At 55.8% G+C, this 19959-nt stretch carries 22 protein-coding genes; 14 read left to right on the forward strand and 8 right to left on the reverse strand.

Annotated elements, in window-relative coordinates; all coding sequences use genetic code 11:
* Positions 1-61 precede the first annotated feature (61 nt).
* From KP702_RS08075 to KP702_RS08085, 3 genes are all read right to left on the reverse strand, one after another.
* Entirely contained in the window at positions 62-235 is a 174-nt protein-coding gene (locus KP702_RS08075; RefSeq protein WP_160298815.1) for a NepR family anti-sigma factor, read from the reverse strand.
* Positions 236-442: 207 nt separating this feature from the next.
* Positions 443-1018, reverse strand: coding sequence for a sigma-70 family RNA polymerase sigma factor (locus KP702_RS08080; protein ID WP_046901528.1), 576 nt, complete (start codon positions 1016-1018; stop codon positions 443-445).
* Positions 1019-1134: 116 nt separating this feature from the next.
* The gene (locus tag KP702_RS08085) at positions 1135-1623 is read right to left on the reverse strand and encodes a sigma-70 family RNA polymerase sigma factor (protein ID WP_202207427.1); all 489 of its coding nucleotides are present in this window, start codon (positions 1621-1623) and stop codon (positions 1135-1137) included.
* A 221-nt stretch (positions 1624-1844) separates the two neighbouring features.
* Between KP702_RS08085 and KP702_RS08090 the strand changes: the two genes are divergently transcribed.
* Positions 1845-2576: a response regulator gene (locus KP702_RS08090; protein ID WP_202207428.1), complete on the forward strand. Its 732-nt coding sequence runs from the start codon at positions 1845-1847 to the stop codon at positions 2574-2576.
* Positions 2577-2634: 58 nt separating this feature from the next.
* On the forward strand, positions 2635-4446 hold the full coding sequence (locus KP702_RS08095) for an ABC-F family ATP-binding cassette domain-containing protein (protein ID WP_202207429.1): 1812 nt from the start codon (positions 2635-2637) through the stop codon (positions 4444-4446).
* Positions 4447-4458: 12 nt separating this feature from the next.
* Here the strand turns inward: KP702_RS08095 and KP702_RS08100 are convergent, their stop codons facing one another.
* A complete protein-coding gene (locus KP702_RS08100) occupies positions 4459-5454 on the reverse strand; it encodes a Gfo/Idh/MocA family protein (RefSeq protein ID WP_202207606.1) in 996 nt (331 codons plus the stop codon).
* A 151-nt stretch (positions 5455-5605) separates the two neighbouring features.
* Between KP702_RS08100 and secD the strand changes: the two genes are divergently transcribed.
* Positions 5606-7147 carry a protein translocase subunit SecD gene (gene secD / locus KP702_RS08105; RefSeq protein WP_202207607.1) on the forward strand — a complete coding sequence of 514 codons (1542 nt, stop codon included), beginning with the start codon at positions 5606-5608 and terminating at the stop codon, positions 7145-7147.
* A gap of 5 nt (positions 7148-7152) precedes the next feature.
* The gene (secF, locus tag KP702_RS08110) at positions 7153-8097 is read left to right on the forward strand and encodes a protein translocase subunit SecF (RefSeq protein ID WP_202207430.1); all 945 of its coding nucleotides are present in this window, start codon (positions 7153-7155) and stop codon (positions 8095-8097) included.
* Positions 8098-8173: 76 nt separating this feature from the next.
* Here secF and KP702_RS08115 read toward each other — a convergent pair whose 3' ends face one another.
* Entirely contained in the window at positions 8174-8506 is a 333-nt protein-coding gene (locus KP702_RS08115; protein WP_202207431.1) for a hypothetical protein, read from the reverse strand.
* Positions 8506-8964 (reverse strand): large-conductance mechanosensitive channel protein MscL, encoded by a 459-nt coding sequence (gene mscL / locus KP702_RS08120; RefSeq protein WP_099212467.1) that lies wholly within the window; start codon positions 8962-8964, stop codon positions 8506-8508. Before mscL ends, KP702_RS08115 begins: the two co-directional genes overlap by 1 nt.
* Before the next feature lie 194 nt (positions 8965-9158).
* Between mscL and rpmE the strand changes: the two genes are divergently transcribed.
* The 6 genes from rpmE (at position 9159) to KP702_RS08150 (ending at position 12828) form a co-directional block, all read left to right on the forward strand.
* Positions 9159-9383 carry a 50S ribosomal protein L31 gene (rpmE, locus tag KP702_RS08125; RefSeq protein ID WP_046901535.1) on the forward strand — a complete coding sequence of 75 codons (225 nt, stop codon included), beginning with the start codon at positions 9159-9161 and terminating at the stop codon, positions 9381-9383.
* A 154-nt stretch (positions 9384-9537) separates the two neighbouring features.
* Positions 9538-10020, forward strand: coding sequence for an Hsp20 family protein (locus tag KP702_RS08130; RefSeq protein WP_167386140.1), 483 nt, complete (start codon positions 9538-9540; stop codon positions 10018-10020).
* Between the two features lie 210 nt (positions 10021-10230).
* Positions 10231-10815 (forward strand): DUF1013 domain-containing protein, encoded by a 585-nt coding sequence (locus KP702_RS08135; RefSeq protein ID WP_046901536.1) that lies wholly within the window; start codon positions 10231-10233, stop codon positions 10813-10815.
* Positions 10816-10976: 161 nt separating this feature from the next.
* Positions 10977-11177 carry a YdcH family protein gene (locus KP702_RS08140; RefSeq protein WP_046901537.1) on the forward strand — a complete coding sequence of 67 codons (201 nt, stop codon included), beginning with the start codon at positions 10977-10979 and terminating at the stop codon, positions 11175-11177.
* Positions 11177-11701, forward strand: coding sequence for a 5-(carboxyamino)imidazole ribonucleotide mutase (purE, locus tag KP702_RS08145; RefSeq protein WP_202207432.1), 525 nt, complete (start codon positions 11177-11179; stop codon positions 11699-11701). The genes KP702_RS08140 and purE overlap by 1 nt, the downstream gene beginning before the upstream one ends.
* A complete protein-coding gene (locus KP702_RS08150) occupies positions 11698-12828 on the forward strand; it encodes a 5-(carboxyamino)imidazole ribonucleotide synthase (RefSeq protein ID WP_202207433.1) in 1131 nt (376 codons plus the stop codon). Before purE ends, KP702_RS08150 begins: the two co-directional genes overlap by 4 nt.
* A gap of 12 nt (positions 12829-12840) precedes the next feature.
* Here KP702_RS08150 and radC read toward each other — a convergent pair whose 3' ends face one another.
* Positions 12841-13599, reverse strand: coding sequence for a RadC family protein (gene radC, locus KP702_RS08155; protein WP_202207608.1), 759 nt, complete (start codon positions 13597-13599; stop codon positions 12841-12843).
* Between the two features lie 128 nt (positions 13600-13727).
* Positions 13728-14423, reverse strand: a complete 696-nt coding sequence (locus tag KP702_RS08160) for a RadC family protein (protein WP_202207434.1) — start codon at positions 14421-14423, stop codon at positions 13728-13730.
* Positions 14424-14450: 27 nt separating this feature from the next.
* On the opposite strand from KP702_RS08160, the gene KP702_RS08165 reads away from it, so the two are divergent.
* The 4 genes from KP702_RS08165 to KP702_RS08180 are packed head-to-tail and all read left to right on the forward strand — an operon-like array spanning position 14451 to position 19912.
* On the forward strand, positions 14451-16679 hold the full coding sequence (locus KP702_RS08165) for an ATP-dependent helicase (protein ID WP_202207435.1): 2229 nt from the start codon (positions 14451-14453) through the stop codon (positions 16677-16679).
* Positions 16679-17584 (forward strand): 50S ribosomal protein L11 methyltransferase, encoded by a 906-nt coding sequence (locus KP702_RS08170; RefSeq protein WP_202207609.1) that lies wholly within the window; start codon positions 16679-16681, stop codon positions 17582-17584. The genes KP702_RS08165 and KP702_RS08170 overlap by 1 nt, the downstream gene beginning before the upstream one ends.
* A gap of 1 nt (position 17585) precedes the next feature.
* Entirely contained in the window at positions 17586-18116 is a 531-nt protein-coding gene (locus KP702_RS08175; protein WP_215768749.1) for a GNAT family N-acetyltransferase, read from the forward strand.
* A complete protein-coding gene (locus tag KP702_RS08180) occupies positions 18113-19912 on the forward strand; it encodes an aminopeptidase P family protein (RefSeq protein ID WP_215768750.1) in 1800 nt (599 codons plus the stop codon). The genes KP702_RS08175 and KP702_RS08180 overlap by 4 nt, the downstream gene beginning before the upstream one ends.
* The last annotated feature ends 47 nt before the right edge of the window (positions 19913-19959 follow it).

Below are 19959 nucleotides of genomic sequence, written 5' to 3' on the forward strand. Positions count from 1 at the left end.
AGGAATGACGGAACCCTTTATGACCTGCCACCCAGGATCTCAGGCCGGGCTTCCTGCGCAATCACTTTTTCCGGTCTTCTTCGATTAGCTTTAAAAGCTCTTCAGGAATAGGTTCGCTCGCAACATCGTCAAAGAGCTGATGCAGTCCACGACTCAGCCAGATACCAAAAGGGGAATCCTGATCATCCCCTTTGGATTTTCCGGATGAGGATTGGGACTTGTCTCCTCCGGTCATTTTCTAGTCCTGAGCCTCTCTGTGACAACGCAGAATAATCGCCTCTGCTCCCTGCAGACTGTCGCTTTGGCCAACCGCTCTGTGAGAGTTGCGTAGCCAAACGACAGTAAAGAACTGTTTACAAAAACGGTACACTTACCGCAATCGCTTCAATTCCGAAATGGGCGAAATACCAACGTTCCCATGAGGCAAAGAGTTCATCACTGCTTATGAGAAAAGGAGATCGTCAGCAGACTGTCCAGCGCGATGACGGACATCGATCGCGTCACGTAGCGCCTTCACCTTAACGCGCAGCTTATCGTTGCTTGGCATATCGCCAGTCATCCAGGCTTCCAGCTGACGGCGGGCACGGAAAACGCGGCTCTTAGCTGTACCGACAGCGCAATCTGTTGCCTCGGCCAGAGCTTCGTAGCTCATGCCCTGAATAACAACCATGACAAGGGCTTCCCGCTGGTCGGCTGGCAGGCGGGAAAGAGCCAATGACAGGTCTTTCAGAGCGAGCCGGTCTTCATGGGTTGCCGGGCTGGCAAAGGTTGAAGCCGGCACATCATCGATGTCGGTCGTCTCGCGACGCTTGCGCAGGTCGGAAATAAAGCGGTTGCGCAGGATGCGATGCATCCATGCTGAGAAGTTTGTGCCGGGAATAAAGCTGTTCTGAGCGGCCAGAGCGTTGCACACGGCGTCCTGAACAAGGTCCTCCGCAGCAGCGCGGTTGCGCGTCAGGGACAGAGCCTGCACACGCAGCTTCGGTAGGATTGCAATAACCTGATCATGGAACGTCATGGGAAATACTCCTGGTTTCGTCCTGTTTCATGGGATCAATGAACAGGGTTCCAGGATCGTTGCATCCCGATGTAAGTTTTTTTCGAATTTCTGAAAAAATAATAATTTTCAATAGGTTAATGGGGGGCTTCTTGAGGAGTTTGCCCGTCCGCCAGAATGGAAAGCTGGCTTCGCGCTCTTGAAACCCGCGCTTTCATGGTTCCTGGAGGGACATTACAGATGCAGGCGGCCTCGTCATAAGAGAGTTCCTGTGCGCCTACGAGGATAATGGCTTCCCGCAGCAGATCCGGAAGTCTCCAGATCAGTTCTCCCAGATCCGTGACGGCATCCCTTGCGCTTTGCATTGAGGGTGTTTCGGTTGAGAGCGGCATATCCATCTCGACATCCTGCATGATTTCCTGCTCACGCGAGGAGCGTCGGCGTTGTTCGTAGAAAGCATTTCTCTGAATTGTGAAGAGCCAGGCTTTAAGTGTGGTTCCTGGCTGAAACTGCGTCTGTGCAGCAAGCGCGCGAACGACCGTATCCTGTACAAGGTCATCAGCCGTCACGGCGTCGCGCGTCAAAAACCGTGCGAAACCACGAAGGTCTGGCAGCGCTTTCAGCAACTCCTGATGAAAGGAAGCGCCTCTTTTTTCCTGTACAGCCGTCCCAGGCTCGGAAACAGGTGCCGTCAGAGGGGGTATCCTTTCGGGAAGGTGAAAGCTGCAAGTGCAGACAGACACTAGGCGTATCCGGTCGCTCGTGTCATGATTATTCAATCGCCACAAACGGATAGTCCTTCATAAGGTTTCCGCGCGGCTGTCTAATATCAAGAGGCTGAGGATCCATGGCTGACACGTCACGTCACGAACTCATTGCGGCGGTACCGTATGCTCGCCGTTTTGCCCGTGCCCTGGCTGGAGATCAGGCACAGGGAGACCAGTTGGTAGCCAGTGCGCTGAAGGATTTTCTTGCGGAAGAGAAATCTGATCTCCCTCCCCGGCTTGCACTGTATGGCAAGCTTGTGCAGGCGTTCTCAGAGCGGAACGCCGATCGTCCGGACATGACCCTTGTTCAGAGAGCTCTGATGCTTCTGACTTCTCTTGAAGAGCAGTCGCTTGCTTCTGCGGCACGGGCACTTTCAATTTCTGAAGAAGATGCTGCGGCAAATCTGGCTGTGGCACGGCAGGCTCTTCAGGGCATTGCGCAGACGACGGTGCTTATCATTGAAGATGAGCCGATCATTGCCATGGATATTCAGGATCTGGTCGAGCGCTGTGGCCATAAAATCGCAGGCGTTGCTTATACAGAGGCTGACGCCGTGAAGCTGGCTGCCGAGACGAAGCCAGGCCTTATCCTAGCTGATATCAATCTTGGTGGCGGCGGTGATGGAATGCACGCTGTCGGGCGTATTCTGAAAACACATGAAACGCCTGTAATTTTTGTCACGGCTTATCCGGAGCGTTTGTTGACCGGAGAAGCGCATGAGCCCTCCTTCGTGATTACGAAACCCTTCGAGCCGATGGCGCTGGCTGTAGCGACCTATCAGGCTGTCACAGGTGGGATAAAGTCCGTCTGAGACAAAATCAGGCTTTGGGTGCCTTGCGGGCAAGCGTTCCCTGCGACACATAGGGGATATGTCGGCACCCATTCTTCTTCTTCAGAATATCACTTACACTCTTGGCGGACGCCCGCTCCTTGATGGCGCCGAGCTCGGCGTTCTTCCGGGCGAACGCATCTGCCTTGTGGGGCGGAATGGCTCCGGTAAGTCTACACTCCTCAAAATAGCGGCTGGCGACATTGTTGCTGACGACGGGACCCGGTTTGTTCAGCCGGGCGTCAAGGTGCATTACCTTGCGCAGGAGCCTGATTTGACGGCCTACTCTTCCACCTTCGATTATGTCGCAGATGGGCTGGATGAGACGGAGCACTATCGGGCCCGATCCATGCTCGCTGAACTTGACATGACGGGTGACGAAGGGTGCGAACGGCTATCTGGCGGCGAGGTTCGCCGCTGCGCCCTCGCCCGCGCCTTGGCTGCGGAGCCAGATCTTCTGCTGCTGGACGAGCCGACAAACCATCTGGATCTTCCGACGATTACCTGGCTGGAAAAAGAGCTGGCCGCATCGCGCTGTGCCATGATTGTCATCAGCCATGATCGACGCCTCCTTGAGACGCTATCCCGGAGTGTGGTGTGGCTTGAGCAGGGCAAGACGCGGCGTCTGGACCAAGGCTTTTCGCGCTATGAGACTTGGCGGGACGAAGTGCTGGAGCAGGAAGAACGTGATGCTCACAAGCTGGATCGTCAGATCGCTCGGGAAGAGGACTGGATGCGTTATGGCGTGACAGCACGCCGGAAGCGTAACGTCCGCCGCGTCGCTGAACTGGCGTCCTTGAGGAATAACCGTCGAGAAATCTCCGCGAGAGGCACCAGCACGCTGCGCATGTCTGCGACAGAAGCAGATGGCGGCGGCAAGATTACGATCGGTACGGAAAGCCTGGGATGGGCGTATGGGGATCGCACGATTGTAAAAAATCTCGATCTCAAGATTCTGCGCGGAGACCGTTTGGGGTTGGTTGGCGCCAATGGTGCAGGAAAGACCACTCTTATTCGTCTTTTGACCGGTCGCATGCCCCCGCAGGAAGGATCTGTTTATATCGGACCGTCTGTTGCCATGGTGACGCTGGATCAGCAGCGCGAAAGTCTGGACCCGACCAAAAGCCTTTCTGACACCCTTACAGGCGGCAGTGGGGATATGGTTCAGGTCGGGAATGAGAAGCGTCACGTTATCGGATATATGAAGGACTTCATGTTCCGTCCGGAACAGGCACGTACGCCCGTTGGAAAATTATCTGGTGGTGAGCGGGGGCGTCTTGCTCTTGCGTGCGCGCTTGCCAAGCCATCCAGCTTGATGGTGCTCGATGAGCCCACCAATGATCTTGATCTGGAAACGTTGGATCTATTGCAGGAAATGCTGGCGGACTATGCGGGGACTGTTCTTCTGGTCAGCCATGATCGTGATTTTCTTGATCGTGTAGCGGGGTCTGTTCTCGTATCCGAGGGGGATGGCCAATGGATTGAGTACGCCGGTGGCTATTCGGACATGCTTGTTCAGCGACGCGGTGAAGCTCCTGCTGAGCGTCATTCAGAAGATCGGGGTGAGAATGACCTTGTATCAAAAAATACTGTAAAATCAGAAAAGAAGCAGACGAAGCTTAGTTATAATGACAAGCGGGTCCTTGACCTTCTTCCCGGAAAAATGACCAAGCTGGAAAAGGCTATTGTCACGTATCGCGAAGCATTGTCTGACCCCGTGCTTTACAGCAAGGACCCAGAAAAATTCACCAAGATCAGTGATGCCCTTCAGGCGGCAGAGCGCGAATTGACTGACGCCGAAGAGCAATGGCTTGAACTTGAAGCCAAAAAAGAAGAGCTGGAAAGTCAGTAAAACATAAGGTTCTCAGGCCTTATCTGCTACCGGAATAAGGCCTGAGAGCTCCATGGCCTTGCGAGACGCATGGATGCTTTCAGTGACGCGGATTGCCGCATCAAGTGCCCTGATCCCTGCTTGGGCATCAACCAGCACTGGTGCGCCGTTAAGGCATGATTCAGCAAAAGCTTCGTGCTCTACCGCAAGGTTGTCGTGGTCATGCCAGCTGATGGCTTCACGTTTGAAGCCTCCAGTTCCCGGTAGAGGGAGGCCACGTTCTCTGCCAATGAAGCTGAGTTTACGCTCCATGAAGTCTGCTGACAGGTAGCCTTCCTGTGAGAAAAGTCTCATACGGCGTTCTGTTTTAAGGGAAATTCTGCTCGCCGTGATTGTGGCGACGCATCCGTTCTCAAATCGGACCCGCGCATTCGCGATGTCTTCGTGTTCGCTTGAAACGGCTGCGCCAATAGCATCGATGTCCGTAATCGGGCTGTCTACAATTGCAAGAACCAGATCCAGGTCATGGATCATCAGGTCCAGAATGACAGACACATCTGTCCCTCTCGGCTTGAAAGGCGCGATGCGTGTGGCTTCGATATAGAGCGGCTTGTCGATGCGCTCTGTGATTGCTCTGTGCTCTGCGGAGTAGCGCAGCAGATGGCCCACCTGAAGAACTTTGCCCGTCTGGGATGCAAGATCCGCCAGATTGCGAGCTTCCTCCAAAGTGGCTGCGATCGGCTTTTCAACGAGAACATGACGGTCCGCGTTAAGGGCTTTGCTGGCAAGTCGGAAATGATGCTCGGCTGGAGCCGCAATGATCACAGCCTCAACCGAATTTAGCAGGGTCTCGTAAGTTTCTGCAACGGCACAACGTGCCTCACGAGCGACTGTGGCTGCACGTGCCGGATCAGGGTCGAAAAGCGCCACCAGATTTTCAGCCGAATTTGCGGCTGATTTGAGGGCGTGAAATCGCCCGAAGTGACCGGCACCGACGATGCCGACCCGAAGCTGTCGCCGAGTGTTCATGGGTGACAGGATTACCAGTCCATCACGGCTTCGCAAAGCCGTCAGGGGCGGAATGTTGGTGAAAGGTTGCATCGGCATTGCGGAAGCGGCATGGTCCCGCGCAAGAAACTCGAACCGTCCAAACCCGCCGAGGACATCTCGACCCGTTATGATGTATTATAGCCGGCTCAGACTGCTGGGCGTCGCAGGCGTTTGCCTGATCGGCCTCCTGCTGTGTCTGCCCAATTTCATGCGTGCCCCCACGCCGTCCCTGCCCTGGCGGCAGATTCACCTTGGCCTTGATCTCCGTGGTGGCTCATACCTGCTGCTTCAGCTTGATCTGAAGTCCCTAGAACATGACCGCCTGCAATCCTTGCAGGATCAGGCACGTCAGACCCTTCTGGACAAATCTCTCGGTTACCGTGACTTCCAGAAGGATGATCAGACGGCCAGCCTGAGCTTTGAGCCACGTTCCGATGCGGAGCGCGCTGTTGCCCTGAAGACGATGCAGGATCTTCCTGTCGTTGTGCCTGATGAATTCCATGTTGCTGAGGCCAATGGGCGCATCGTTCTAACGCTTCAGCATGATGCCATGTTGGCGCGTGCCCGGGACGCTGTTGCCCAGTCCATTGAGATCGTTCGCCGCCGTATTGATGCGACGGGTGCTATTGATCCAAGTATCGCCCGTGAAGGTGATGACCGGATTGTCGTGGAATTGCCAGGTGTCAGTGATCCTGAGCGGATCAAGACTCTTCTGGGAACAACTGCCCGTCTGACGTTCCGTCTGCTGGCGCCAAACCCCAGTGTGGCCAGCCCCGGTTCGGCGATGCTGGAAGACATCAGCACCCATTCTCAGGTTGCCGTACAGGACCATGTGGATGTTGACGGCACGGATCTGACGAACGCAGGTGCGGTGATCGATCAGCAGAGCGGTGGCTGGGCCGTGACGTTCCAACTCAATAGCGCTGGTGCAACGGCTTTTGCCAATACGACCCGCGCTAATGTGGGTAAGCGGTTTGCGATCGTGCTTGATAACAAGGTTATCGAAGCGCCGAACATTATTAATCCGATTACGGCAGGGAGTGGTCAGATCACAGGTGGCTTTGATGCCCACAGTGCGTCCGATCTTGCGCTTCTGCTGCGTGCTGGTGCTCTGCCCGCTCCGTTGGCTGTTATCGAGCAGCGCACGATTGGTCCGAGCCTTGGCGCTGCGTCCATCCATGCTGGCATTCTCAGCCTTGCGGCCGGATTTGTCCTGGTCGTGGTGTTCATGGTGCTCTTCTACGGTCGCTTCGGCCTGTATGCGGATATTGCGCTGTTCGCCAACCTGATCCTGATGGTCGCAATCCTGTCTCTTTTCCAAGCGACACTGACGCTGCCAGGTATGGCGGGTATGCTGCTGACGCTTGGTATGGCTGTGGATGCCAACATCCTCATCAATGAGCGTATCCGAGAAGAAGTGAAGCGCGGGCGTGCGCCGCTTCAGGCGCTGCAGGCTGGCTTCGAGCGCGCAACCAGCACAATCGTTGACAGTAATGCGACGGCGTTTCTCGCGCATGTCATGCTGTTCGTGTTCGGCACGGGTCCCGTGCGGAACTTCGCCCTGACGATTACCATCGGCATCGTGACGACCCTCTTCACGACCCTGCTGCTGTCACGCTTCCTTGTCGTGCGGTGGTATGCCCTTGCCCGTCCCAAAGAACTGCCGGTCTGAACGTCATGCTGTCACGTCCCCTTCTCCGTTTTGTCCGTGACGATCGGCGCATCAACTTCATGCGCGGCCGTCATATGGGGCTTATCGTTTCGGCGGTTCTCTCCATTGCTTCTGTCATTCTGTTTTTCGAGCCGGGCCTGAAACTCGGCCTCGATTTCCGGGGTGGTATCATCGTCGAAGCCCAGACGCCGGGAGCCGCAGATTTTGGCAAGCTGCGCTCTGCTTTGGAAAAGGCCGGCATTCATCCGGATGCTGTTCAGGCCTTCGGTTCTCCGCGGGATGTCCGCATCTCGATCAATGCGCCGGATGGTGCGGATCGTGAAGCGCAGACACAGAAGCTTGTCGATGGTGTAAAGACCGCCATTTCAGCGGCTGAACCCGGTACGCAGGTTCTGCGGGCTGATGCTGTGGGTGCGTCGGTATCTTCCGAGCTTTTCCGGGATGGCCTCTTGGCACTCGGTTTCAGTCTGGCCATGATTCTGGCTTACATCTGGATCCGCTTTGAGCGTGAGTTCGCCATTAGTGCTGTGGTGACGCTTATTCTGGATCTGACGAAAACCGTGGGCTTCCTCGCTATTACGCGTTTTGAGTTTGATCTGGTGATGGTTGCCGCGTTGCTGACGATCCTCGGATATTCCACCAACGACAAGGTGGTTGTTTATGATCGTATCCGTGAAAATCTTCGCAAATACCGTACAATGCCGCTGCGCGAACTTCTGGATCTCTCCATCAATGAGACCCTGAATCGTACGCTCGGCACCTCCATGACCGTCTTTCTGGCGGCCCTACCGCTGGCTTTGTTTGGTGGCAGCACGCTGACCGGGTTCGCTACGGTCATGCTGTTCGGTATCGTTGTTGGCACATCGTCTTCCATTTTCATCGCTGCTCCCCTGCTGCTCTTGATGGGTGAAAAGCGACTTCGGAAAACTCCTTCCTCCGATACGGAATGAGGCTCTGAAGTCTTTATCAGGCACAAAAAAACCGGCTCTAACTGAGCCGGTTTTTTTGTGCTTTGAGGCGGAATGCCTAGCTATCAAAGCTGGTCAGAAGTGCTGCGATTGCGGCGTCTGCCTGACGATTATCCGATGATGTCTGAAGCCTTGTAGCGTTTAGAACTGCTTTTTGAGCATCATGGTCGAGGCTTATGAGCTTTTGAACATTCTGAGGGGTAACTTTTCCCCTCATTAACGCCCCTCGTGCCATGCCGTGGGCAATCAGATACGCATAAAGTCTGGCATTCGGAGATGGGGGCACGCCTTCGAAAGGACGTGCCACGCATCCACAGAGCAGGCTCCCCACCAAAACAAAACCTGTCAGTTTGCGGGTGAAGGTTGCTCCGAAAGGAGCCTGCCGTGACATCAGGAAGCCTTGGTGGCCAGAATGTCGCGGATCTCTGTCAGGAGAACTTCTTCCTTGGTCGGTGCCGGTGGCGCTGCTGGTGCAGCCTCTTCCTTGCGGTGAAGCTTGCCGATGAGGCGCACAACCCAGAAGATGAAGAATGCCACGATCAGGAACTGAATGACAGCATTCAGGAAAACACCCAGATTGACGGTAACCGCACCGGCCTTCTGTGCTTCTGCAAGCGTATCCTTGACCGGACCTTTCAGGGTGATGAAGAGGTTAGAGAAATCCACACCACCTGTCAGGAGGCCGATGAAAGGCGTCAGGACATCTTTGACGGCGCTGTTCACAATCGTGGTGAAGGCCGCACCGATGATGACACCGACGGCGAGATCCAGCACGTTTCCGCGCATAATGAATTTCTGGAAGTCGCTCAGCCAGCCCGGAGTATGCAGGGCATGTTTCGTTTCGCTCATATTTCGAACCTCTCTTGGGGGAACCCGCATCACTGCGGTTGCAGGCCGGAAAAGCGCTACCTGCATCGCCCAAGGGATAAACGGACTCATGCGATCCCGTAAAGTGTGCTTTCATCCTTGAGCGGTTTCCGTTATACGCGCCTCATGATTCGCTCCGGTCGGTATCGGAGCTTTTTTCCTGGAGTAGAGAATTCATGAAATCCGGCATTCATCCCGACTACCACGAAATCAACGTCATCATGACCGATGGCACCGAGTACAAGACCCGCTCCTGCTATGGTCAGCCGGGTGCTACGCTGCGTCTCGACGTTGACCCGAAGTCCCATCCGGCCTGGACTGGCGTGCAGCGTATGCTCGACACCGGAGGCCAGGTTGCCAAGTTCAACAAGCGCTTCGCTGGTATCGGTACCCGCAAGTAAGCTTGTCTGCCTCCACGCTCCCCTCTTGAAGGGGCGCAGGACAGGTACCATCTGGAATATCGGTCATGATGCCTTCGGGGTCATGGCCGGTAAACCAAGCGCAGTCTGCCAATTGGGGATTGCATCAGATGAACCCTGCCTTGAGGAGGTTTTCATGACATACGATTTTACGCCGCTGTTCCGCAGCGCAATTGGCTTTGATCGCCTTGCCCGTATGGCTGGCAACGCTGCCAATGCTCAGGCTATGCCGAGCTACCCCCCCTACAATATCGAAAAAACTGCCGAAACAGACTACGCCCTGACCATGGCTCTTGCCGGTTTTGGCCCGGATGATGTTGAGGTTCTTCAGGAAGACAATACGCTCGTCATTCGTGGAAGCGTTCCAGAAAATACTCGGGATCGTGAGTGGCTTCATCGCGGTATCGCGACGAGAGCTTTTGAGCGGCGCTTCGTGCTTGCCGATCACACAGAAATTGATCAGGCCGAGCTTCAGAATGGTTTGTTGACCATCGTAGTGCGGCAGGTTGTTCCTGAAGCTGTCCGGCCGCGCCGTATTCCGATTGTTACAGGGAATGGCGTTCCTGGTCATCAGAACGTAGCGGCATCCACATACGCTGGCACGCAGCACGCTGCATGACGGAGGATCGGCAGGGCGGTTTTTGGATTTGCCCTGCCGTTTCGACCTTGACCAGATGTGTGATGGTGCCCCATACCGTTTCTCATTATCGCCGTGCATCCAGCAGGTGCCGCGATCATATCCCGAGCGGCCTTTCGTTCCTCTCCGGGTACGCCAATCGGTGCCTGCGCTCTCGCCGGCCCCTTAGCGCCCCAAAAGGAACGCACTGACATGACCCTGCCTTTGATGCCCAAGGCCACGGCCGTCTGGCTAATCGAGAAAACCGGCCTGACCTTTACTCAAATTGCTGAATTCTGTGGCATGCATCCGCTTGAAGTTCAGGCAATTGCTGATGGTGAAGTTGCAGCCGGAATCAACGGTTACGATCCGGTCAAAAATCATCAGCTGTCTGACGCCGAGATCAAGCGCTGCGAAGCGAACCCGGACTCCAAGCTGAAGATCCTGTCATCTGGCAGTCCGGTGAAGCGTCGTGCCAAGGGCGCGCGTTATACGCCTGTTGCAAAGCGCAATGACCGACCTGATGCCATTGCGTTTGTTCTTCGTCAGTTTCCGCATCTGACGGAAGCTCAGATCGTAAAGCTTCTGGGCACGACGAAGGACACCATCATCAAGGTGCGTGACCGCCAGCATTGGAATAGCGCGAACATCAAGCCGCGCGATCCGGTCATTCTCGGTCTTTGCACTCAGATGGATCTGAACGCAGCGGTCTCAGCTGCCAACGACCGTCTTGCTCGTGAAGGTCAGACCCTTCCTGTGGTGAGTGCCTACGACGCTCATGAAGACAGCGCTCACTGAGCTGAGATCAAGGATGTAGCTTTTCACGAAGCTGCATCCTTTTTTTATTGGTGCGGGCCTGACTGGTTTAGGCCGCCTCAGCCGTGATATGGATTCATGACGATGGACGGAATGAATTCTGTTCGTCATCATGCCGTGACAGAGTTCCGGGACCGATAGCAATGATGACCGATAACAATGCCATGCTCCGCCGCCTCCACGAACTCCGGAGCGAGCATCGCGATCTTGATACGGTTATTGAGCGCCTGGTGGACCATCCCCTCAATCAGCTCCAGATCCTGCGCCTTAAAAAGCGCAAGCTGCAGCTAAAAGACGAGATTTCCTGGATCGAGACCCGTCTGATTCCGGATAACATTGCCTGATGAGCCAGATCCTTTCTCCGAGCGAGACCATTCAAGCAGAAGACGCTGTGCGCGTTGGTGTCATCATGGGGAGCCAGTCTGACTGGGAAACCATGCGGCATGCCTGTGACATTCTGGACGAACTGGGGATTGCCCATGAACGTCGGATTGTCTCGGCTCACCGGACGCCAGATCGTCTTGCGGACTATGCGCGTACGGCTCGCAGCCGTGGATTGCATGTCGTTATCGCGGGCGCGGGTGGTGCTGCCCATCTGCCCGGCATGTGCGCGGCATGGACGTCCCTTCCCGTTCTCGGCGTTCCGGTGGAAAGTCATGCCCTGAAGGGACAGGATAGCCTGCTGTCTATCGTACAGATGCCAGGTGGCGTGCCTGTTGGAACGCTGGCGATTGGCAAGGCTGGGGCCAAGAATGCTGGCCTGTTGGCGGCTTCCATCCTCTCTTTGGCCGATGCGGAGCTGGCTGCACGTCTTGATGCGTGGCGCGGTACTCAGACGGCAGCTGTTGCGGACATTCCTGTCGAATGACGGTTCAGAATAATCAGGTTTTTGCACCTGGAAGTACAATCGGGATTATTGGTGGCGGCCAGTTGGGACGCATGTCAGCAATGGCGGCTGCCAAGCTTGGTTATCGTGTTCATATCCTGAATCCGGCGGCCACGAGCCCTGCTATCGAAGTTTCAGCTTCTGCGACAGTTGGGTCTTACAATGATCCAATAGCGTTGGAAGATTTTGCTGCTCGTTGTGACGTTGTTACTTTCGAATTCGAAAATATCAGTGTTGATGGTCTGTCACTGCTCGAAAAACGTCGTCCCGTCCGTCCTGGTGGCGAGATCCTCAGGATCAGTCAGGATCGGGTTCTGGAAAAGACCCGGCTGGCTCAGGCTGGCGTGGAACTGGCGCCGTGGAAAGCGGTATCCGGGCCGGCGGATCTCTCTGCACTGGAAGAACTGGGTTTTCCTCTCATCCTGAAAACGACCCGTTTTGGTTATGACGGGAAAGGGCAGTTTCGAGTTGAAAGTGCTGAAGCACTTTCTGCGTTGACGAACTTGCCGTACCCGCTTGTTGCGGAAAAAATGATCGACTTTCAGCGTGAGCTGAGTGTGATGGTTGTTCGCGGAATTGACGGAACGGTACGGTGTTTCGATGCAGTGGAAAACCGCCACCGCGATGGCATCCTGGACATCACCTTGGCTCCCGCACCTATTATGCCGGATCTCGCAGAGCACGCTCAGGCCATCGCAACACGCATTGCGACGGATCTTGAACTGGTCGGCATTATGGGAGTGGAAATGTTCCATGCTGCTGATGGTCAGTTACTGGTCAATGAAATTGCTCCCCGGCCCCACAATTCAGGGCATTGGACGATGGATGCCTGTCTGATCGATCAGTTTGAAATGCATATTCGGGCTGTGGCAGGGCTTCCCCTTCCACCTGCGCGACGTCATTCGGACGCTGTCATGCATAATCTTGTCGGGCCGGAAGATATGGCGCGGGTTCCTGCCATACTGGCCACGGACGGTGCATCACTGCATCTCTACGGCAAGCACGAGGCACGACCAGGCCGGAAGATGGGGCACGTCAACACGCTCTTTCCACGTGGCGCATTGCCGGGTGAACTGGCCCTTGAGGGGTTATTACCTCCAAGGGGCTGAGAGCGGTTTGGGCTAGATCAGGCCAAGCTTCTGGAAGCTGGTATGTTTTCCATTGCCGATGATGAGGTGATCCGTGAGCTGGACGCCCACAACATCCAGTGCGGCCTGAACCTGCTGGGTCATCTGGATGTCGGCCTGTGAAGGTGTCGGATCGCCGCTTGGGTGATTGTGAACCAGAATAAGTGATGTGGCTTCAATTTCGACCGCGCGGCGGGCAACTTCTCTTGGGTAGACAGGGGTGTGGTTGACCGTACCGCGCGCCTGAGCCTCATCCGTGATCAGGCTGTTTTTCTCGTTGAGAAAAAGAATACGGAATTGCTCGATATTTTCTCGCGCAAGTCTGGCTGTCAGATAGTCCAGAAGTTTCTGCTCGCTATCGAGAAGATCAATTTTTGGTAGCCGCTCACGATTATAACGAAGTGCAGCCTCATGCAGAACCCGGATCATCGGGACCATGTGTGATCCCATATCCTTTATGCTGGCCAATTCCCTGTTTGTGGCTGCCAGAATGCCCGCCAGCGATCCAAATCGTTCAAGCAATAAGGGGCTTAAAGTCTCTGCTTTTGCTTCGTCGCCGGTGAAAAGAGTGACGACCATTCTGAGAAGAATATCGTCGTCCAGATGACGACCTCGTCCGCTCAGCAATGCCCTTGAAGGCTCGGGTAACTCGGTTGATCGCTGAGTGGTCATGGCCGCGGATTTTATGGTCTGAAGCAGAGAGCTATTCAGAACTTCAGAAAATCCGTCTTCGGCTGCCAGCATATCGTCCATGTGTTTTTGTGGCATTTCCCAAGTGTTGTTATCAAGCCACAGAATATGGTGTTGGGGTATTCCGATATGAGTTCTGTGACCACTGCCTTCACACGGCAGAGGTCACAGAACCCAACGTTCCTATGGCCTTATAGCAAGCCTTCCTGTCGAAAGCTGCGAACCGGGGTGTCGGGCACCTCCAAGAGAATATCATGCAGAACAATCGAAAGTGGCCTAAGTGCGGTTTCCAGCGTTCGAGCAGCGGTTGAAAGCGCGACTGGCTTTAAAGCTGGCTGAACATGAAGTCCGATGATGGCGGTGGCGTGCAAGGCAAGTGCGCGGATGGCGATAGCGCGATTTAGCAAGGTAATATCTTCGAGTTCCGGAGCTGCTTCGTCGGATAGAAGACGATTGCGATTGTCCAGGTAAAAGAGACGGAATTGCCCGCGGATGGCTCCTGCCAAGGCGGTCTCAAGATATTTCATCAGCTGAGGCCAATCCCCCAAAACGGGTCGTTCGCGGTGTTCGGCAGATGCCAGTCGTTCAGCCGCGACGGCCGGCAGTCTCAGTGCACGAATGGTGTCGTCGTTGAGGCCTGCGCTTCTCAAGTCCTGTGTGGATGCGCGGAAAACGTCGATCAGGCTTCCGAAGTGGCTGATGAGCCCTTTTGCGAGCGGCTTGGTATCCTTGCGCGCGATGCCCAAGAACAGCAGCATTTCCAGAATTTCGTAATCTGCCAAGGTTTCTGCGCCGTTGGTCAGGACGCGGGTTCGCATTCTGGCTCGATGGCCTTGTGGTCCGATGCCGCGTGTCAGAGTGATCCGGGGAGATGATGTGTTGGCCATAGGGCCATCACACTCTATATCGGGAGTGTGCCGCAAGACCCTCTCATCCCCACCCCCGAGTATCTCTCCCGCCTGAACCCGGAGCAGAGACGTGCCATCGAGACAACCGAAGGCCCGTTGCTGATTCTTGCCGGTGCAGGAACGGGAAAGACGCGCGTGTTGACGACGCGCTTTGCCCATCTTCTTCTGACCGGACGGGCCTACCCCAGTCAGATTCTGGCCGTGACGTTCACCAACAAGGCTGCGCGTGAAATGCGCGAGCGTGTTGGTGCTCTTCTGGGGGAGCCTGCCGAAGGGCTCTGGCTTGGCACATTCCACGCCATCTGCGCGCGGATGCTGCGGCGTCATGCGGAGTATGTGGGCCTGACGAGCGGGTTCAATATCCTGGATACGGATGATCAGCTTCGTTTGTTGAAGCAGATTATGGAACCCTTCCGGCTGGATACGAAGCGCTGGCCGCCTAATCAGCTCATGGGCATTATCCAGCGTTGGAAAGATCGTGGCCTGACGCCGGATCGCGTGACGCCTGCCGAAGATACGGATTTTGCCAATGGGCAGGCCTTAGCCATCTATCGCGGCTACCAGCAGCGGCTGCGCGAACTGAATACCTGCGATTTCGGCGATCTGATGCTGCACATGGTGGAGATCCTGCGGTCCCAGCCGAATGTGCTGGCGCAGTATCATCGGATCTTCCGCTATATTCTGGTGGACGAGTATCAGGATACCAACACGATCCAGTATCTGTGGTTGCGTTTGCTGGCAAAGCGCGAGCAGGGTCCATCCAACATTGCCTGTGTGGGGGATGACGATCAGTCGATCTACTCCTGGCGCGGTGCCGAAGTTGAAAATATTCTCCGGTTTGAGAAGGATTTTCCCGGTGCCGCTGTTGTGCGGCTGGAACAGAATTATCGTTCGACGGCGCAAATCCTGGCGGCGGCGGCGGGATTGATTGCTCACAATGAAGGACGGTTAGGCAAAACGCTCCGTCCCGGCCGTGAGGATGCGCAGGGCGAGAAGGTCCAGATCATCGGGGTTCGGGATTCCGATGAGGAAGCCCGGATTGTTGGTGGCGCGATTGAACGCCTTCATGCCGATGGTCATCCGCTGTCTGAAATGGCCATCCTGATGCGTGCTGGCTTCCAGACGCGGCCATTTGAAGAGCGCCTGATGACGATAGGCATACCCTATCGGATTGTTGGCGGTCTGCGGTTTTATGAACGCTCGGAAATCCGGGACTGTCTGGCTTACATGCGCGTTCTGTCGCAGCCTTCGGACGATCTGGCGTTCGAACGGATCATTAATGTTCCGAAGCGTGGCGTAGGGGCTGTGGCTGTGCAGAAGCTACATGGTGTAGCGCGTACCCTGCCCGGCCCGTTAACTGCTGGTGTTCTGACGCAGATTGAACAAGGTGCGCTCAAGGGGAAGTCCAAAGAGGCCCTGACCAGTCTGATGGAAGCGTTTCAGCGTGCGAAAGCGACGCTTGAGACAGAAGGCCAGGTGGTGGCTGTTGAGCAGCTTCTGGAAGACAGCGGCTATCTGCAAATGTGGCGTGATGACCGCTCTGTGGAAGCTCCGGGCCGGCTTGATAACATCCGTGAGCTTTTGCGGGCGATTGGCGAGTTTGCGACGCTCGAAGGTTTTCTGGAGCATGTCGCGCTTGTCATGGATACGGAAAGCGAGACGAGTGACGACAAAGTTAGCCTCATGACGTTGCACGGCTCCAAAGGACTGGAGTTCGATACGGTGTTCCTGCCCGGTTGGGAGGAAGGGGTTTTCCCGTCTCAGCGGTCCCTGGACGAAGGCGGCAACCGGGCGCTGGAGGAAGAACGGCGTCTGGCTTATGTCGGGCTGACACGGGCAAGGCTTCGGGCGATCGTTGTTCATGCGGCCAGCCGCCGCATTTATGCGAACTGGCAAGCCTCGATGCCGAGCCGGTTTATTGAGGAAATTCCGTCCGAATACGTTCAGACGAGCGGGCAGTCTCTTGAGAGCCGGAGGCAGGCTGCGGCAGCGCCTTCCATGTTTGCATCCGGCCCGTTTACGAGTACGCGTCGTTCTTCAGGGGGGGCTCAGACCCCTCGTCCGCGCGTTACGGACGTGCAGCCGCAGGCGAATGTTCCGGTTGGCGCGACGGTTTTTCATCAGAAGTTTGGCGAAGGCACCGTGATTGCGGTGGATGGCAGCCGACTGGAAATCAACTTTGAAAATGGCGGCATCAAGCGCGTCATGGCAAATTTCGTGGAGATCAGATCGTGATGGCACCCCGCAGCATTGGCCGACGCCATGCCAGTGCGCTTGAAACCTTGTCCATTACGGTGGAGGAGGAATTTGTTCCTCTTTTCGAACAGGCTCTGATGTGTGTTTGTGAGACTGTCGGGATTTTTGAGGCTGATGATGCGCAGAAATACTGGCGCATCGAAGGTGTCAAAGACACTGGCTACAAGGAAGACGAGCTTGACAGTGCGTTGTCCGTTGCGCGTCTTCTGACGGGCTGTGAGGCAGAACTGCTTCGTGAGGCAACAGAAGCCGAAGGTTGGCTGGCCCGGACCTATGAATCCTTCCCGCAGCAGGACGTTGGCAAGCGGTTTGCCATTCGAGGGACTCATTTGCATGGCGAGCCTGACCGCTCGCGCCTGACCATTACTCTTGATGCCGGTATTGCCTTTGGGTCGGGTGAACACGGATCAACGCGGGGATGCCTGCGCGCACTGGAAATGGTGGCGTACCGCAAACCTCATCATATTCTGGATATGGGGTGTGGCTCGGGTATTCTGGCAATGGCTGCGGCGAAGCTACTGCATCGCCCAGTTCTGGCTGTCGATATTGAGCCATGGTCTGTGCGGACAGCTAAAGCCAATGCCCGTCTGAACGGACAGGGTAACCTGCTGGACTGTCGCTTCGGAAATGGCTGGAACACGGCTCAGGTGCGCGTCAAGGCGCCGTATGATCTCGTGTTTGCAAATATCCTGGCGCGTCCCCTCTGCCGGATGGCGCAGTCTCTCGCCATTAATCTTGCACCGAACGGCACGGCTATTCTTGCTGGGCTGTTATACACACAGGCCAATATGGTCTTAGCTGCGCATCGCCGTCAGGGCCTTGTTCTGGAGCGTCTGTTGCGTGAAGGCGACTGGGCGACCCTGATTCTGCGTAAAAGAGGCTAAGATGTCTGTCGTAATCCGCGAGGTTCAGGAGGCCGACCTTCCCGCAATTCTGCGGATTACGAACGATGCCATCGAGCATACCAATGCACTCTGGATCAGCACGCCGTTCACGATGGAGCAGCGTCGAAAATGGGTTGCTGATCGACAGGCTCAGAATTTTCCGGTTTTCGTGGCTGTTGATGGAGATGGCGTGGTCTGCGGGTACGCATCCTATGGGCCGTTCCGGGCTTTCGAAGGCTACGCTGGCACGGTCGAACACTCCGTATATGTTTCATCCGAGTGCCAGGGACGCGGACTAGGCAGGCTTTTGCTAAATCAGTTGATCCAGCACGCAAAATGGGCCGGATTTCACGTAATGGTGGCCGGGATCACGGCTGGCAACGAGGCCTCCATTGCGCTGCATCATCGGTTAGGCTTTCAAAATAACGGTATTTTGCCTCAGGTTGGACGAAAGGGTGGCCGTTGGCTGGATCTTTTGTTCATGACGCTTTGCCTTGAGGCTGTTTCCAAACCGGAAAAGGACTTTCCATGACCCTTTCCTCCATTCCGCTCAAAGAGCGCCCTACCCTTGTTCGCAAGGCGTGTGAGGCGCTGGGCGTTGCAGGTTTCATCATCCCGCGGGGGGATGAATATCTTGGGGAATATGTTGCCCCCTGCTCTGACCGTCTGGCCTGGCTGACCGGCTTTACGGGGAGCGCAGGCCTCGCGGTCATTCTTCAGGACGCTGCTGCCGTCTTCTCGGATGGACGATATACCGTTCAGATGGAGGAACAGGTTCCCCATGATCTCTGGGAGCGGCGACATGTAAGCATGGAGCCTGCGTCCGACTGGCTGGAAGAAAATGCGCAGGGTGTGCGCGTTGGATACGACCCCAAACTGGTCAGCCGTTCCATGCTGGCATCCTGGAGTGCTCCCGGGGTTGAACTGGTGCCGCTGGCATTTAACCCAATTGATCAGGCATGGCTCGACCGCCCTGCTGCGCCGGCTAATGCCGTTATTAATCACGGTGTAGAACTGGCGGGGGAAACAAGTTCAAGTAAGCGCCAGCGCCTCGCTGCCGGGTTACGGAAAGCTGGACAGGATGCTGTGGTGCTGGCGGACTGCACGTCCGTCGCCTGGCTCCTGAATATTCGCGGTAGTGATGTCCCGCTAACGCCTGTGGCCCATGGATATGGCCTGCTGCATGCTGATGGTCGGGCAGAGCTGTTTGTGGACCCTGCCCGCCTTGAAGACGATCTGGCTACAGCGCTCGATGAAGAGGTCGCTGTTCAGGCACCGAGTACACTGGAAAAACGCCTCGTAGCGCTGAGTGGCAAGGTCGTGCGGCTTGATCCTGTGACGACGCCAGTTTGGTTCGAAACGACCCTGAAAACCGCTGGCGCTTCGGTGGTGGATGGGAATGATCCCTGCACGCTACCCAAGGCTGTCAAAAACCTGACCGAACAGGATGGTGCACGTCAGGCGCATCAGCGCGATGGTATTGCGATGGCACGTTTCCTCCATTCCGTTTCGATATCTGCTGCGGGAGAACGGGAGACGGATCTTGTTGAGCGTCTTGGGATGTTCCGCCAACGCTCTGCCGACTATCGGGAACAGAGTTTTGATGCGATTTCGGCCTCGGGACCGAATGGGGCATATCCGCATTATCGTGCAGAAGTCGGCAAGGATCGCGTGCTTCCGGCCAATAGCGTTTATCTGATTGATAGTGGTGGACAGTATCCGTTCGGGACGACTGACATCACACGGACGCTCTGGGTTGGGCCGGAGTCAGCTCCTCAGGACGTCAAAGAGGCGTTCACGCGTGTTCTGAAGGGAAATATTGCGCTGTCGCGCGTGCGTTTCCCCCCGGGGACCACAGGGCATCGTCTGGATGTTCTGGCGCGTGCTGCTCTTTGGCAGGTTGGACTGGATTATGATCATGGGACCGGACATGGCATTGGCAGTTATCTGTCCGTGCATGAAGGCCCGCAGAACATTTCACCTGCGCCGCGTCCAACTGCCTTGGAAGCAGGTATGATTGTCTCCAATGAGCCAGGGTATTACGAGCCGGGGGCTTATGGCATCCGGATTGAAAATCTGATGCTTGTTAAGCCTTCCTCCTATCAAGGGGCGAAGGGCGTATTTCTCGAGTTTGAAATCCTGAGCTACACGCCGATTGATCGAGCGCTCATTGATGTGACGCTACTGGATGATGCTGAACTCGAATGGCTTAATGCGTATCACGCAGAGGTTTTGACGCGCGTAGGACCGGTTGCTGAGCCTGATGTGCAGGAGTGGCTTGAGAAGGTCTGTGCGCCGATGATGCGCGAAACGACCGGTATTCAGTAAGCGTTTATTCATTTTTCCCGGTCATAAGGTTGGTATGACCGGGAAGC

It is taken from the genome of Gluconobacter sp. P5B12, assembly GCF_018812035.1.
Lineage (GTDB): Bacteria > Pseudomonadota > Alphaproteobacteria > Acetobacterales > Acetobacteraceae > Gluconobacter.

Excerpts from the sequence above, each read along its gene's own strand:
- KP702_RS08150 (WP_202207433.1), top strand. The coding sequence starts at position 11,698 with ATGACGGTTCAGAATAATCAGGTTTTTGCACCTGGAAGTACAATCGGG.
- KP702_RS08115 (WP_202207431.1), bottom strand. The coding sequence starts at position 8,506 with ATGTCACGGCAGGCTCCTTTCGGAGCAACCTTCACCCGCAAACTGACA.
- KP702_RS08135 (WP_046901536.1), top strand. The coding sequence starts at position 10,231 with ATGACCCTGCCTTTGATGCCCAAGGCCACGGCCGTCTGGCTAATCGAG.
- KP702_RS08075 (WP_160298815.1), bottom strand. The coding sequence starts at position 235 with ATGACCGGAGGAGACAAGTCCCAATCCTCATCCGGAAAATCCAAAGGG.
- KP702_RS08080 (WP_046901528.1), bottom strand. The coding sequence starts at position 1,018 with ATGACGTTCCATGATCAGGTTATTGCAATCCTACCGAAGCTGCGTGTG.
- rpmE (WP_046901535.1), top strand. The coding sequence starts at position 9,159 with ATGAAATCCGGCATTCATCCCGACTACCACGAAATCAACGTCATCATG.
- KP702_RS08180 (WP_215768750.1), top strand. The coding sequence starts at position 18,113 with ATGACCCTTTCCTCCATTCCGCTCAAAGAGCGCCCTACCCTTGTTCGC.
- KP702_RS08095 (WP_202207429.1), top strand. The coding sequence starts at position 2,635 with ATGTCGGCACCCATTCTTCTTCTTCAGAATATCACTTACACTCTTGGC.
- KP702_RS08140 (WP_046901537.1), top strand. The coding sequence starts at position 10,977 with ATGATGACCGATAACAATGCCATGCTCCGCCGCCTCCACGAACTCCGG.
- KP702_RS08090 (WP_202207428.1), top strand. The coding sequence starts at position 1,845 with ATGGCTGACACGTCACGTCACGAACTCATTGCGGCGGTACCGTATGCT.
- secD (WP_202207607.1), top strand. The coding sequence starts at position 5,606 with ATGTATTATAGCCGGCTCAGACTGCTGGGCGTCGCAGGCGTTTGCCTG.
- KP702_RS08175 (WP_215768749.1), top strand. The coding sequence starts at position 17,586 with ATGTCTGTCGTAATCCGCGAGGTTCAGGAGGCCGACCTTCCCGCAATT.
- secF (WP_202207430.1), top strand. The coding sequence starts at position 7,153 with ATGCTGTCACGTCCCCTTCTCCGTTTTGTCCGTGACGATCGGCGCATC.
- KP702_RS08130 (WP_167386140.1), top strand. The coding sequence starts at position 9,538 with ATGACATACGATTTTACGCCGCTGTTCCGCAGCGCAATTGGCTTTGAT.
- purE (WP_202207432.1), top strand. The coding sequence starts at position 11,177 with ATGAGCCAGATCCTTTCTCCGAGCGAGACCATTCAAGCAGAAGACGCT.
- mscL (WP_099212467.1), bottom strand. The coding sequence starts at position 8,964 with ATGAGCGAAACGAAACATGCCCTGCATACTCCGGGCTGGCTGAGCGAC.
- radC (WP_202207608.1), bottom strand. The coding sequence starts at position 13,599 with ATGGACGATATGCTGGCAGCCGAAGACGGATTTTCTGAAGTTCTGAAT.
- KP702_RS08170 (WP_202207609.1), top strand. The coding sequence starts at position 16,679 with ATGGCACCCCGCAGCATTGGCCGACGCCATGCCAGTGCGCTTGAAACC.
- KP702_RS08160 (WP_202207434.1), bottom strand. The coding sequence starts at position 14,423 with ATGGCCAACACATCATCTCCCCGGATCACTCTGACACGCGGCATCGGA.
- KP702_RS08100 (WP_202207606.1), bottom strand. The coding sequence starts at position 5,454 with ATGAACACTCGGCGACAGCTTCGGGTCGGCATCGTCGGTGCCGGTCAC.